Annotated in this window: 11 protein-coding genes; 8 read left to right on the top strand and 3 right to left on the bottom strand. The window is 64.4% G+C overall.

The genetic code is table 11. The features are described 5' to 3' along the window. The first annotated feature begins 3 nt into the window (after positions 1-3). The 7 genes from thiE to ACCD07_RS08540 all read left to right on the top strand — a co-directional run bounded on the left by thiE (position 4) and on the right by ACCD07_RS08540 (position 8,223). Positions 4-627 (top strand): thiamine phosphate synthase, encoded by a 624-nt coding sequence (thiE, locus tag ACCD07_RS08570; RefSeq protein ID WP_413447084.1) that lies wholly within the window; start codon positions 4-6, stop codon positions 625-627. A 70-nt stretch (positions 628-697) separates the two neighbouring features. Next, complete coding sequence (locus tag ACCD07_RS08565) at positions 698-1,327, top strand: ANTAR domain-containing response regulator (RefSeq protein WP_176654761.1); 630 nt, start codon at positions 698-700, stop codon at positions 1,325-1,327. Between the two features lie 229 nt (positions 1,328-1,556). After that, on the top strand, positions 1,557-2,012 hold the full coding sequence (locus tag ACCD07_RS08560) for a response regulator (protein ID WP_176654760.1): 456 nt from the start codon (positions 1,557-1,559) through the stop codon (positions 2,010-2,012). Positions 2,013-2,111: 99 nt separating this feature from the next. Further along, positions 2,112-3,218, top strand: a complete 1,107-nt coding sequence (locus ACCD07_RS08555; RefSeq protein ID WP_413447083.1) for an S-(hydroxymethyl)glutathione dehydrogenase/class III alcohol dehydrogenase — start codon at positions 2,112-2,114, stop codon at positions 3,216-3,218. Between the two features lie 128 nt (positions 3,219-3,346). Then, positions 3,347-3,529, top strand: coding sequence for a hypothetical protein (locus ACCD07_RS08550; protein WP_176654758.1), 183 nt, complete (start codon positions 3,347-3,349; stop codon positions 3,527-3,529). A gap of 130 nt (positions 3,530-3,659) precedes the next feature. Continuing rightward, positions 3,660-5,882: a M56 family metallopeptidase gene (locus ACCD07_RS08545; RefSeq protein WP_413447082.1), complete on the top strand. Its 2,223-nt coding sequence runs from the start codon at positions 3,660-3,662 to the stop codon at positions 5,880-5,882. A 37-nt stretch (positions 5,883-5,919) separates the two neighbouring features. Beyond that, on the top strand, positions 5,920-8,223 hold the full coding sequence (locus ACCD07_RS08540; protein WP_176654756.1) for a UvrD-helicase domain-containing protein: 2,304 nt from the start codon (positions 5,920-5,922) through the stop codon (positions 8,221-8,223). A gap of 3 nt (positions 8,224-8,226) precedes the next feature. Here ACCD07_RS08540 and ACCD07_RS08535 read toward each other — a convergent pair whose 3' ends face one another. The 3 genes from ACCD07_RS08535 to ACCD07_RS08525 are packed head-to-tail and all read right to left on the bottom strand — an operon-like array spanning position 8,227 to position 10,427. Next, on the bottom strand, positions 8,227-9,006 hold the full coding sequence (locus ACCD07_RS08535; protein ID WP_413447081.1) for a BPSS1780 family membrane protein: 780 nt from the start codon (positions 9,004-9,006) through the stop codon (positions 8,227-8,229). Then, complete coding sequence (locus tag ACCD07_RS08530; RefSeq protein WP_176654753.1) at positions 9,003-9,962, bottom strand: homoserine kinase; 960 nt, start codon at positions 9,960-9,962, stop codon at positions 9,003-9,005. The genes ACCD07_RS08535 and ACCD07_RS08530 overlap by 4 nt, the downstream gene beginning before the upstream one ends. Before the next feature lie 60 nt (positions 9,963-10,022). Continuing rightward, a complete protein-coding gene (locus tag ACCD07_RS08525) occupies positions 10,023-10,427 on the bottom strand; it encodes a hypothetical protein (protein WP_176654752.1) in 405 nt (134 codons plus the stop codon). Between the two features lie 232 nt (positions 10,428-10,659). On the opposite strand from ACCD07_RS08525, the gene polA reads away from it, so the two are divergent. Continuing rightward, complete coding sequence (polA, locus tag ACCD07_RS08520; protein WP_413447080.1) at positions 10,660-13,428, top strand: DNA polymerase I; 2,769 nt, start codon at positions 10,660-10,662, stop codon at positions 13,426-13,428. The last annotated feature ends 34 nt before the right edge of the window (positions 13,429-13,462 follow it).

Here is a 13,462-nt window from a genome sequence, read left to right as displayed (position 1 = left end):
ATCATGCAAGGACTTTACCTGGTCACCCCCAACTGGGACGACACCGACCGCCTGCTGGACCTGAGCGAACAGGCGCTGGCCGCCGGCCGCGACGGCATTGCGATGCTGCAATACCGCCACAAGGAAGCCGGCCCCGAACTGCGCCTGGCGCAGGCCACGGCGCTGCTGGCGCTGTGCCGGCGTTACGGCGTGCCGTTCATCGTCAACGATTTCGTCGAGCTGTGCGAGCAGATCGATGCCGACGGCGTCCACCTCGGCGGCACCGACGCCGAAGTCGCGCAGGTCCGCGCCCGGCTCGGCTCCGGCAAGATCATCGGCGCCTCCTGCTACGGCGACATGCCGCGCGCGCTGGATGCGCAGGCGGCCGGCGCCAGCTATGTGGCGTTCGGCGGCTTCTACCCGTCGCGCGTGAAGAAATACGCAGTGACTACCAAGTTGGAGATCCTCGACCAGGCGCGCGAGGCGATCGCCGTGCCGACCGTCGTCATCGGCGGCATGACCGCGGAAAACGCCGCGCCGCTGGTGGACAGGGGCGCCAACATGGTGGCCGCCATCAGCAGCGTGTACCAGGCCGACAGCGTGGCCGCCGCCGTCGGCCGCTTCCTGGCGCTGTACAAAATGCAATAAAACGTTCGCGTCACGGGTGGTTTTCGGCCGTATAATTGGAGCGTTAGCTTAAGCCCAAGGTTGCCGCCACATGAATGTACCTACCAGCCCGAAGCGTTTGATACTCATCGTCGACGACGATCAACTGCTGCTCGACTTCCTCGGCGAGGTGCTCGGCCACGCCGGCTACGACATCCTGAAAGCGTCGTCCGCCGAGCAGGCCTTGCAGGCGATCGCCCAGCGCGAGCCCGACCTGGCCTTGCTGGACATTCACATGCCCGGCATGAACGGCCTGGAGCTGGCCAAGCAGCTGCACGCGACCAGTTCGGTGCCTTTCATGTTCCTGTCCGGCCGCGGCGACGCCGACGCCGGCAAGCAGGCCGCCTCCTATGGCGCGGTCGGCTTCCTGGTCAAGCCGGTCGACGAGAAGCATCTGATGCCGGCCTTTGCCGCCGGCCTGGCCCGCGCCGACGAAATCCGCCAGTTGCGGCGCACCGAGCTGAACCTGAACGCGGCGCTGGCCGCCGGCCGCGAGACCAGCCTGGCCGTCGGCTTGCTGATGTGCAAATTCCAGACCGACCGCAACACCGCCTTCGAGGTGCTGCGCGACCACGCCCGCTCCAACCGGCGCAAGGTCAACGAGGTGGCCGACCAGCTGCTGTCGGCCGAGGAAACACTGAACAGCCTGCACGCGGCCTTCAACCAGCGTCTCAAAAAGTAAACATCTGTGCCTGAAGGCAAGCATTTTCTTGCCTTCGGGAATTTTTCAGATACACTATACGTAGTACTACGCGGCAGGGCCTCCAACCTGCGCCTGCCGCCTCACCGGCCGCCTGTTCCCTGCGCCCGTCTTGATTCCCTCGGCCCAACTCCGCCGATCGTCTGCGATTCCCAGTCTTACCCAGTAGCCGGGCATCGCATTTCTATCAGCTTTGTGTGCGGAGACACCCATGACCAACGATATTTCCCAGGACACCTACCGGCCCTTCAACGACCAGGAGGGCGGTGCTGCCATCGGCTTTTCCATCTTTGCGACGGCGCCGCGCGTGCTGCATGTGGACGGCGACGCCGACGCCGCGCTGGTGCTGTCGACCTTGCTTGTGCCGGAAACCCACGTCACCCACGCGGCGACCTTCGCGGCCGCGCAGCGGCTGCTGGAGCTGGAGCAGTTCGCGCTGGTGGTGATCGATCCCGACCTGCCGGACGGCGACGGCGCCGACCTGCTGTCGACGGTGCGCATGCGCCAGGGCGACGCCCGGGTGCTGCTGTATTCGGCGCGCCACCCGGAACGCCACACCGTCGGCAGCGCCTTCCTGCCCAAGCCGTGGACTTCGCCGCGCCAGCTGTGGCGCACGGTGTCCGACCTGCTCGGCATCGGCCAGGCGATGCCGGTCGAGCCGCAATAGTCCCCGCACCACAGATCGTCCCCGGCTTGCTATCATGGCGGATCACCGGAACGGCACGCCCGTTCCGGCATCCCGAACAACGCAGCCACAGGACGAACAATGAAAACCAAAGCAGCCATTGCATGGCAGGCGGGCAAACCGCTGACGATCGAGGAAGTGGAACTGGGCGGTCCGCGCGAGGGCGAGGTGCTGGTGGAAATCAAGGCCACCGGCATCTGCCACACCGATTACTACACGCTGTCGGGCGCCGATCCGGAAGGCATCTTTCCGGCCATCCTGGGCCATGAGGGCGCGGGCGTGGTGGTCGACGTCGGCCCCGGCGTCAAGTCGCTGAAGAAGGACGACCACGTCATTCCGCTGTACACGCCGGAATGCCGCCAATGCAAGTTCTGCCTGTCGCAAAAGACCAACCTGTGCCAGTCGATCCGCTCGACCCAGGGCCGCGGCCTGATGCCGGATGCGACCAGCCGCTTCTCCATCGACGGCAAGCCGATCTATCACTACATGGGCACGTCGACCTTCTCCAACTACATCGTGGTGCCGGAAATCGCGCTGGCCAAGATCCGCGAGGACGCGCCGTTCGATAAAGTCTGCTACATCGGTTGCGGCGTGACCACCGGCGTCGGCGCCGTGCTGTTCACGGCCAAGGTGGAGGCGGGCGCCAACGTCGTCGTGTTCGGCCTGGGCGGTATCGGCCTGAACGTGATCCAGGCGGCCAAAATGGTGGGCGCCGACAAGATCATCGGCGTCGACATCAACCCGGCCCGCCAGGAGATGGCGCGCAAGTTCGGCATGACCCACTTCATCAATCCGAAGGAGGTGGACAACGTGGTCGACGCGATCATCCAGCTGACCGACGGCGGCGCCGACTACAGCTTCGAGTGCATCGGCAACACCACCACCATGCGCCAGGCGCTGGAGTGCTGCCACAAGGGCTGGGGCCAGTCGATCATCATTGGCGTGGCGGCGGCGGGGCAGGAGATTTCCACCCGTCCGTTCCAGCTGGTGACGGGGCGCGTGTGGAAGGGTTCGGCCTTCGGCGGCGCGCGCGGCCGCACCGACGTGCCGAAGATCGTCGACTGGTATATGGAAGGCAAGCTCAATATCGACGACCTGATCACCCACCGTCTGCCGCTGGAGCGCATCAATGAAGGCTTCGACCTGATGAAGAGCGGCGAATCGATCCGTTCGGTGGTCATTTACTGACGTCCGTCGCGGCGGGATGCGCTTTGCTCCGTCAAAGTTGCATTCCGTCGCAATCCGCAGGCGCTCGGCGGGGTGTTTGTCTACAGTGGAGTCATGGAAGCAAGGCCCACCACTGAAGGAGAAACATCATGAACGTACTGAAAAACATGGAAGTCATCTTTGTAGCCAGCGCAGTCATCCTGTGCGCCACCGGCTACGCCAGCGCCGAAGTGCGCACCGCACCCGCGATCGATCCCGGCTCGGTGAAGGTGGCCGTGGTGGACGGCGTCAAGATGCCGGTCGTGACCATCAGCGCCAAGCGCGCACGTTAAACACCGTTGGTCGCATGTAGAAAAAAAGTTCTAGACATCGTCATCTAGATAATTTATTCTACATCCATCAACTGGGAGTGCGGCATGGAAGCAATACGCATGGTGACGATTTCACGGCAGGCAGGCGCTTATGAATAGCGTCCTGCCGGCCCTGGTGCCCGCAGTAGGCTGGGCACTGCTGCATTTCATCTGGCAAGGCCTGCTGATCGGCTGGGGCGTTGCGCTGGCGATGTATGCGCTGCGCGGCGCCCGTCCGCAGACCCGGTATGCGGTGGCCTGCGCCGGCATGCTGTTGTGCGCGGCGCTGCCGCTGGCCAGCATCTTCATGCACCTGGCCGACGCCAACCGCGGCGACAGCGCGGTCCACATGCTGAGCGTGCTGGTCAATGCCGATGGCACGGCCGGCGCCGGACTTGGCGCCGCCGCCATCGTGCCGACCCTGTTCGGCGACGATACCTTGTCCGCCTGGGAAACCATGTTGCGCCGCCAGCTGCCGTGGGTGGTCGGCCTATGGCTGGCCGGCGCGGCGCTGATGTCGCTGCGGCTGGCGGTGGGCCTGAAATGGGTGGCCGAGCGCACCCGTCCCGACGAATACACCGTCAATCATTACTGGCAGCGCCGCTTGTCCGAGCTGGCGCGCCGCTTCGAGATTCCGCAGCACGTCAGGCTGGGCGTGGCCGACCTGCTCGACAGCCCGATCACCGCCGGCTGCTGGCGTCCGATCGTGCTGGTGCCGACGGCGCTGGTCAGCGGCATGCCGCCCGATTTGCTCGAAGCGCTGCTGGCGCATGAACTGGCGCACATCAAGCGGCACGACTACCTGGTCAACCTGATTCAAAGCGCGATAGAAATCGTGCTGTTCTATCACCCTAGTGTTTGGGCCTTGTCACGCAGGATACGGATCGAGCGGGAACAAATCGCCGACGACCTGGCGGTAGGCATGCTCGGCCAGCCGCAACGGCTGGCGCAAGCCCTGTCGGAACTGGATCGTTTCCAGTTCGATACCACACAACTTGCCCACGCGGCTCACGGAGGAAATCTCATGTCTCGTATCAAACGCCTGCTGCGTCCCGATGTTGAACCGGTCAGCTGGAAGATGGCTTTGCCCTTGATGGGTTTGTTCGCCGCCGGCGCCGTGTTCTACGCCCATGCCGCGCCGCCGGCTGCCGCCATGGCCGAGCCGCAAAGCGCGGTGGCTCCTGCCGCTGCGCCCGCACCCGAGCCGGTGCCAGCCCCCGAGCCAGCGCCGGAGCCGTACCCGGTCGCCAAGCCTGCGCCGGCCGCCAAGGCCGCGCCCGCCGCGAAGGCAGCTCCAGCAGCCCCAGCTGCGCCGGCCGCACCTGCCGCTCCTGCTGCACCCGTAGCACGTATGGCGATCCATGTAGTGCCACCGGTTCCTGCCATTCCAGCTATTCCGGCCATTCCAGCCATTCCAGCTATTCCGGCCATTCCCGCCATCCCGGCAGTGCCGGCAGTACCGGCGATGCGCGCCGTGGAAATTCCCCCATTGCCACCGGTTCCTGCAATTGCCGCGTCCGACCTGCGGGTCCAGACCGGTCCGAACGGCGTGCGTTCTTTCAAATTCGACCGCCTGACGATGAACCGCAACGATGCCGACTTCGCCTACGCGCTGGTGCAGGCCGACCGTGACCGCATGACCGTCTCCGCCGACAGGCGCGACCTGGCCCGCGTCGACGGCATGCGCCAATCCATGAAGGGCGATTTCGTCTGGTTCCGCGACGGCGACAAAACCTATGTGATCCAGGATCCCGTCACGCTCGCCAAGGTCAACGAGGCCTGGGGGCCGGCCAACCGCATCGGCAAACAGATGGAAGAGCAGGGCAAGAAAATGGAAGTGCAGGGCAAGGCGATGGAAGCGATAGGCGCGCAGATGGAAGCCGTCTCCCGCGAGACCGCCAGCGGACCCGAGCGCGAGCTGGAACGCCAGCACCGCCAGCTGGAGCGCGTGGTGCGCCAGCAGGAAACCATCGGCCGCAAGATGGAGCAGGCCGCGCGCGAAATAGAAGGCGATCCCACTCCTGAGAAAATGCGCGCCTACCGCGCCAGGCAGGACCAGCTGCGCGCCGAAATGGAACCGCTGGGCAAGCAGATAGCGCAATACCAGGCCGAGATCTCCGCGCAGGCGGCAAAGATCGCCCAGGCGCATGTGCCGGTGCAGGAAATGAGCCGCAAGATGGCCGAGCAAAACCGGCCGATGGTGGAACTGGGCCGGCAGATGGGCGAACTGGGCCGCGAGCAGGCCAAGGCCAGCCGCGAAGCCGAGCGTGCGACCAGGGAACTGATACGTGAAGCCCAGAAAAACGGCAAAGCGGTGCCCGTACCGTCGGCTTGAACCGCGTCGTTGAGGTGAGTCCCGGTATAATCACGGGATGCAAAATCTTCTTCACAACCTCAACGACGAACAACTCGCCGCCGTGACCCTGCCGGCACAAAGCGCCCTGATCCTGGCGGGCGCCGGTTCCGGCAAAACCCGCGTACTGACCACCCGCATCGCCTGGCTGATCCAGACCGGACAGGTGTCGCCGTCAGGCCTGCTCGCCGTGACCTTCACCAACAAGGCGGCGAAGGAGATGATGACGCGTTTGTCGGCGATGTTGCCGATTAATACACGCGGCATGTGGATCGGCACCTTCCACGGCCTGTGCAACCGCCTGCTGCGCACCCACCACCGCGACGCCGCGCTGCCGCAGACTTTCCAGATCCTCGATTCGCAAGACCAGCTGTCCGCCATCAAGCGCCTGATCAAGGCCAACAACGTCGACGATGAGAAGTTTCCACCGAAAGAGGTGATGTACTTCATCAACAACGCCAAGGACCAGGGCCTGCGCGCCGACAAGATCGATCCCTACAACGCCGACGAGCGCAAGAAGGTCGAGCTGTACCAGATGTACGACGATCAATGCCAGCGCGAAGGCGTGGTCGATTTCGCCGAGCTGCTGCTGCGCACCTACGAGCTGCTCAGCCGCAACCAGCCGCTGCGCGAACACTACCAGCAGCGCTTCAAGCACATCCTGGTCGACGAGTTCCAGGACACCAACGACCTGCAATACAAGTGGCTCAAGCTGCTGGCCGGCCACGGCGAGCGCGACGGCGGCGGCGCGCTGTTTGCCGTCGGCGACGACGACCAGAGCATCTACGCGTTCCGCGGCGCCAACGTGGGCAACATGAGCGCGTTCGAACGCGAGTTCCACGTCAAGAACCTGATCAAGCTGGAGCAGAATTACCGCTCGCACGGCCACATCCTCGATGCCGCCAACGTGCTGATCGCCAACAACAGCAAGCGCCTGGGCAAGAACCTGCGCACCGACGCCGGCCACGGCGAGCCGGTGCGCGTCTACGAGGCCAGCTCGGACCTGGCCGAGGCGCAGTGGATCATCGAGGAAACCAAGAACCTGATCGCCGACGGCGCCGCCCGCAGCGAGATCGCCGTGCTGTACCGCTCCAACGCGCAGTCGCGCGTGATCGAGCATGCGCTGTTCTCGGCCGGCATTCCGTACCACGTCTATGGCGGCCTGCGCTACTTCCAGCGCGCCGAGGTCAAGCATGCGATCGCCTACCTGCAGCTGATGGACAACCCGCACAACGATTCGGCCTTCCTGCGGGTGGTGAACTTCCCGACGCGCGGCATCGGCCTGCGCTCGATCGAAGCGCTGCAGGCGGCCGCCGACCAGCACCGCATCTCGCTGTACGCCGCCGTGCCTTATGTGGCGGGCAAGGCCGGCTCGTCGCTGGGCGGCTTCGTCAAGCTGATCGAGGGCGCGCGCTTCGAGACGCAGCAGATGGCCTTGCCGGAACTGGTGCGCGTGGTGCTGGAGGCTTCCGGCCTGCTGGCCCACTACCAGACTGAAAAAGAAGGGGCCGACCGCATAGAGAATCTGGAGCAGATGGTCAGCGCGGCCACGCAGTTCGTCTCGGAAGAAGGCTTCGGCCAGGGCGCGCCCGCGCACCTGGGCCCGCAGGCGCAAGCCCAGTCCGGCGCGCCGATCGTCAACGAGGATGGCTTCGAGATCCTCGACGCCGATGCGCCGCTGGCCACCGTGATGTCGCCGTTGTCGGCCTTCCTGTCGCACGCGTCGCTGGAGGCGGGCGACAACCAGGCCACCGCCGGCCAGGAAGCCGTGCAGATGATGACGGTGCACTCGGCCAAGGGACTGGAGTTCAACAACGTCTTCATCACCGGACTGGAAGAGGGCCTGTTCCCGCACGAGAGCAGCTCGCGCGAGCATGACGGCGTGGAGGAAGAGCGCCGCCTGATGTACGTGGCGATCACGCGCGCGCGCCAGCGCCTGTACATGTGCTTTGCGCAGACCCGCATGCTGCATGGACAGACCCGCTACAACATGAAGTCGCGCTTCTTCGACGAGTTGCCGGAAGAGTCGTTGAAGTGGCTGTCGCCGAAAGTGCAGTCGCACTGGTTCGCCAACAAGAAGTCGGCCTGGGACGAAACGCCGCTGGTCGGTTCAGACAACGCCATCGCGCAGAAGATCGCGCAGAAGGCGCCCGGCGCCGGCTGGCGCATCGGCGAGTCGGTCGCCCATGGCAAGTTCGGCGAAGGCGTGATCGTCAACATCGAGGGCAGCGGCAGCAATGCGCGCGCCCAGATCAACTTCGGCAGCCACGGCATGAAGGTGCTGGACCTGAGCATCGCCAAGCTGGAACGGATGGGGCGTTAAAGCTTAATCTTGCTGGTCCAGCTTGACCGCCGCGACTTCGGCCTGCGGCGGCGCACCGAAGATCTGGCGGTAGCTGGCATACAGCGTGCAGTGCATCAGCACGATCATCATCAGGAAGATGGTGAAGATGGAGGCCACTTCCAGCTGCGGCGAGTCGAACAGCAGCACCGGGATCGCGGTGCAGACCTGGAACATCAGGAACAGCACGATCGCCACCGCGAGGAAGGCCTTGATGTCGCGGCACACGGTGACCACGCTGAAGAACAGCGCCTTGGCCAGCGTCATTTTCTGCCAGTAGATCAGCGGCGCGGCCAGGCAGGTCAGCATCCAGCCGGCCATGTAGACGCCGGACGACACAAACAACGCGCTGCGCGAATCCTCCAGCAGCTTCTGGTCCATCTCGATCTGGCGGGTGGCCATCTGCACCAGCACGCCGCCGTCCATCAGGCTCAGCACCGTCAGCGACAGCAGCATCACCAGCAGGTACAGCACCCCCAGGCCCAGCAGCGGCCGGCGCGCCGGCTTGCGGAAACCGCTGAGCACCAGGTTGGGCATGGCGCGCTTGCCGTCGTCGATGTCGGCGCAGGCCTGCAGCAGCGCCACGCTGAACATCGGCGCCAGCAGGATGGGCGCCATGCCGCCGATCAGCGGGATCAGCAGCGAAAACAGCGACAGGAACATACAGCAGAAGAACAGCGCCATCAGCGCGCCCGGCTGCCTGCGGAATACCTGCATGCCTTGTTTGACCCAGTGCCAGCCTGTGCGTGCGGGAAGCTTGCTCATCCGCGCAGCCCCGGCGCCGGCGTGGCGATGCGTTCGCGCAGGATGCGCTCGAAGTGGGTCGGATCGTGCGGCGTCAGCATCTCGGCCTCGCGCGGCAGGTGGAAGTCGTACAGGCGCGACAGCCAGAAGCGCAGCGCCGCCGCGCGCAGCATCGGCTGCCACGCGGTTTGCTCGGCGTCGGTGAACGGCCGCACGGCGTGATAGGCGTCCAGCAGGGCGCGCACGCGGGCCGTGTCGAGCACGCCGGTATCGAGGGCTATGCACCAGTCGTTGACGGTGACGGCGACGTCGAACAGCCAGGTGTCGCAGCCGGCGAAATAGAAATCAAAGAAGCCGGTCAGGCGTTCGCCGTCGAACATGACGTTGTTGCGGAACAGGTCGGCGTGCACCGGACCCACCTGCAACTGGCGGTAGGTGTGGCAGCCGGCAAAGGCTTCCTGGAAATGCATCTCGGCCTTCAGCAGGTGGGCGTTGCTGTCCGACAGGAAGGGCAGCACTTGCGGCGTGGTTTCGTTCCACCAGTCCAGGCCGCGCAGGTTGGGTTGCTGCAGTTCGTAGTCCAGGCCGGCGATATGCATGCGCGCCAGCATGGCGCCGACTGCGGCGCAATGCACCGGCTGCGGATCCATTTGCGAACTGCCCTCGAGCTTGCTGACGATGGACGCCGGCTTGCCGTGCAGGGCGACGATCAGCTCGCCCTGGTCGTTGGCGACCGGCGCCGGCACCAGCACGCCGCGGTCGGCCAGGTGGTGCATCAGCTTGAGATAGAACGGCAATTGTTCGAAGGACAGGTTCTCGAAGATCGTCAGCACGAACTCGCCGCGCTCCGTCGTCAGGAAGAAATTGCTGTTTTCGATGCCGGAGCTGATGCCTTTGAGCGCCAACGCCGAGCCGAGGGGGAATTGCTTGATCCACTGGGCGATATCGTCCAGGGAGACCGGGGTAAACACTGCCATGTGAAAATCTGATGAGGTTAGCTGAGGATGCCCGCCATGGCGGGCGCCTGCGTTATTGTTTTATTTCACGGCTGGCGGCGCGGCGGTGTCCGCCGAACCGTCTTCTTCCGTGGTCTTTTTCTTCTTCTTGCCGATGTCGAACTCCATCACCGTCCATTGCGCGCCGCGGTTGGCGCCGCCCAGTGCGTCGCCGGGCAGGGCCGTGCCGGCGGGGTGGTTCGGCTTCAGTTTATACGTGCTCGGACCGCTTTTGACGGTGGCTTCGACGACGTTGCCGCTGTTGTCGCGCTTCTCGGAGATCTGGTGTTCCTGGGTCTGCTTGGCCGTGACCGTGATCGGGTCGTCCGCCACTTCCTCTATCTTTTCCAGTTTCGGCGGCGCCTGGCTGGGAGTGGACTGCGCCAACGCCGCGTGGGTGACCAGAGTCAGCAGCAGGGCCGGCAGGAGGGTGGAGGTGCGCATCATGATGGATCGCCTTAGAGGGTGTGAATAGCCATGGAATTTTTATGTATGATCCATTGTAACAAACTGACACGCTTCGCTGTTTTAAAAGGCGCAAGCTCCTGGTTTGCGCAACACGAAATTGTCATTATTGAAACTCTGGCGCCTGCCGGACGGCGCCGAAAACCTGCGATAATGCGCCATTCGTGGCAAAGCCGCTATTGTTGACGGCGCACCTCACCCTTATCTAGTCCCTATGCAAAATACCCTGTTGTTAGTTGACGGTTCCAGCTACCTGTACCGTGCCTTCCATGCGCTGCCCGACCTGCGCAGCCCCGACGGCCATCCGACCGGCGCCATGCACGGCATGGTCAACATGCTGCGCCGCCTGCGCGCCGACTATCCCGCCGCCTACATCGCCTGCGTGTTCGACGCCAAGGGCAAGACCTTCCGCGACGATATGTATCCGGAATACAAGGCCACCCGCGCCTCGATGCCGGACGACCTGCGCCTGCAGATCGAGCCCATCCACGAGGCGGTCAAGGCCATGGGCTGGCCCATCCTGATGGTCGACGGCGTGGAGGCGGACGACGTCATCGGCACCTTGTCGGTGCAGGCCGCCAAGGCCGGCATGAACGTGGTGGTGTCGACCGGCGACAAGGACCTGGCGCAGCTGGTCAATCCGCAAGTCATGCTGATCAACACCATGACCAACGAGAAGATGGACGAGGCCGGCGTGCTGGCCAAGTTCGGCGTGCCGCCCAACCGCATCATCGATTACCTGACCCTGATCGGCGATACCGTCGACAACGTGCCGGGCGTGTCCAAGTGCGGGCCGAAGACGGCGCTCAAGTGGCTGACCGCCTATGACTCGCTGGACGGCGTGATCGCCAACGCGGAAAAGATCAGCGGCGCGGTCGGCGAGAACCTGCGCAGCGCGCTGGAATGGCTGCCCAAGGGCCGTGAGCTGATCACCGTCAAGCTGGACTGCGACCTGTCGGGCCACATGATGTCGATCAGCGAATCGCTGGTGGCGCGCGGCGAGGACCAGGAAACGCTGCTGGCCTTCTTCAGCAAGTACGGCTTCAAGACGCTGCTGCGCGAGCTGGGCGCGACGACGCCGCAGGCGCCGGTAGGCAAGGCCGCAGCTGGCGCCGAACCTGCGGCCGGCGGCGCCGTTTCCGCCAACCTGGACATGTTCGGCGAGGCGCCGAAAGTCGCCACCAATTACGAAACCGTGCTGACCGACGAGCAGCTCGACAAGTGGATCGCCCTGATCGGCGCGGCCAAGCTGACCGCCGTCGATACCGAGACCACGTCGCTGGAGCCGATGACGGCGCAGATGGTCGGCATTTCGCTGTCGGTGGAGCCGGGCGTGGCCTGCTACATTCCGGTGGCGCACTCCTACCAGGGCGTGCCGGAGCAGCTGTCGCGCGAGCACGTGCTGGAAAAACTCAAGCCATGGCTGGAAGACGAGAGCAAGCTCAAGGTCGGCCAGAACCTGAAATACGACAGCCACATCTTCGCCAACCACGGCGTCAAGCTGCAGGGCGTCCATCACGACACGCTGCTCGAATCCTATGTGTTCGAATCGCACCGCACGCACGACATGGACAGCCTGGCGCTGCGCCACCTGAACCACACGACGATCCCGTTCTCTGACGTCTGCGGCAAGGGCGCCAGCATGATCACCTTCGACAAGGTGGAAATCGGCCGCGCCACCGACTACGCGGCGGAAGACGCCGACATCACGCTGCGCCTGCACCTGGCGATGATAGGCGAGGTGGAAAACGACGCCAAGCTGGCCTTCATCTACCGCAATATCGAACTGCCGACCGCCGTGGTGCTGCAGAAGATAGAACGCAACGGCGTGCATATCGACGCCGAGCTGCTGAACATTCAATCGGCCGAGCTGGGCGCGCGCATCGTCGAGCTGGAAGCCAAGGCGCATGAGCTGGCTGAGCAGCCGTTCAACCTCGGCTCGCCGAAGCAGATCGGCGAGATCTTCTTCGAGAAGCTGAAGCTGCCGGTGGTGAAGAAGACCCCGAGCGGCGCGCCGTCCACCGACGAGGAAGTGCTGCAAAAGCTGGCCGAGGATTACCCGCTGCCGAAAGTGCTGCTGGAATACCGCAGCCTGTCTAAGCTGAAGTCGACCTACACCGACAAGCTGCCGAAGGGTATCAACCAGGAGACCGGTCGCGTGCACACCAACTACGCGCAGGCGGTGGCGGTGACGGGACGCCTGGCCTCCAACGACCCGAACCTGCAGAACATCCCGATCCGCACCAAGGAAGGCCGCCGCATCCGCGAGGCGTTCATCGCGCCGCCGGGCAGCCATATCGTGTCGGCCGACTATTCGCAGATCGAACTGCGCATCATGGCGCACATCTCGGAGGACGAGAACATGCTGCGCGCCTTCGCCGAAGGCGTGGACATCCACCGCGCCACCGCCGCCGAGATCTTCGGCGTGGGCCCGGAAGAAGTGACCAGCGAGCAGCGCCGCTATGCCAAGGTGATCAACTTCGGCCTGATCTACGGCATGAGCGCGTTCGGCCTGGCCGGCAACCTCGGCATCGAGCGCGGCGCCGCGCAAAGCTATATCGACCGCTATTTCGCGCGCTTCTCGGGCGTCAAGCAGTACATGGACGACACGCGCCTGCAGGCGAAGGCGCGCGGCTACGTGGAGACGGTGTTCGGCCGCCGCCTGTGGCTGCCGGAGATCAATTCGCCGAACGGCCCGCGCCGCCAGGGCGCCGAACGCGCGGCGATCAACGCGCCGATGCAGGGCACGGCGGCCGACCTGATCAAGCTGGCCATGGTAGCGGTGCAGGACTGGCTGGAAAAAGACAAGCTGCAGACCAAGATGATCATGCAGGTGCACGATGAACTGGTGCTTGAAGTGCCGGATGCCGAGCTGGAACTGGTCAAGCAGAAGCTGCCGGAACTGATGGCCGGCGTGGCTGAATTGAAGGTGCCGTTGATCGCAGAGGTTGGCGTTGGTAAGAACTGGGATGAAGCACATTAAGTTGTGCTTCCGCACACTAATCAAGGAGGAATCG

Origin of the sequence: Duganella sp. Dugasp56 (assembly GCF_047304105.1) — a bacterium.
GTDB classification, from domain to species: domain Bacteria; phylum Pseudomonadota; class Gammaproteobacteria; order Burkholderiales; family Burkholderiaceae_D; genus Rugamonas; species Rugamonas hordei.
The sequence above is the reverse complement of the archived record's forward strand: the minus strand, read 5'-3'. Positions and strand labels throughout refer to the sequence as shown.

What these genes read in the sequence shown, in the direction of transcription:
- thiE (WP_413447084.1), top strand. Translation starts at nt 4, where the DNA reads ATGCAAGGACTTTACCTGGTCACCCCCAACTGGGACGACACCGACCGC.
- ACCD07_RS08565 (WP_176654761.1), top strand. Translation starts at nt 698, where the DNA reads ATGAATGTACCTACCAGCCCGAAGCGTTTGATACTCATCGTCGACGAC.
- ACCD07_RS08560 (WP_176654760.1), top strand. Translation starts at nt 1,557, where the DNA reads ATGACCAACGATATTTCCCAGGACACCTACCGGCCCTTCAACGACCAG.
- ACCD07_RS08555 (WP_413447083.1), top strand. Translation starts at nt 2,112, where the DNA reads ATGAAAACCAAAGCAGCCATTGCATGGCAGGCGGGCAAACCGCTGACG.
- ACCD07_RS08550 (WP_176654758.1), top strand. Translation starts at nt 3,347, where the DNA reads ATGAACGTACTGAAAAACATGGAAGTCATCTTTGTAGCCAGCGCAGTC.
- ACCD07_RS08545 (WP_413447082.1), top strand. Translation starts at nt 3,660, where the DNA reads ATGAATAGCGTCCTGCCGGCCCTGGTGCCCGCAGTAGGCTGGGCACTG.
- ACCD07_RS08540 (WP_176654756.1), top strand. Translation starts at nt 5,920, where the DNA reads ATGCAAAATCTTCTTCACAACCTCAACGACGAACAACTCGCCGCCGTG.
- ACCD07_RS08535 (WP_413447081.1), bottom strand. Translation starts at nt 9,006, where the DNA reads ATGAGCAAGCTTCCCGCACGCACAGGCTGGCACTGGGTCAAACAAGGC.
- ACCD07_RS08530 (WP_176654753.1), bottom strand. Translation starts at nt 9,962, where the DNA reads ATGGCAGTGTTTACCCCGGTCTCCCTGGACGATATCGCCCAGTGGATC.
- ACCD07_RS08525 (WP_176654752.1), bottom strand. Translation starts at nt 10,427, where the DNA reads ATGATGCGCACCTCCACCCTCCTGCCGGCCCTGCTGCTGACTCTGGTC.
- polA (WP_413447080.1), top strand. Translation starts at nt 10,660, where the DNA reads ATGCAAAATACCCTGTTGTTAGTTGACGGTTCCAGCTACCTGTACCGT.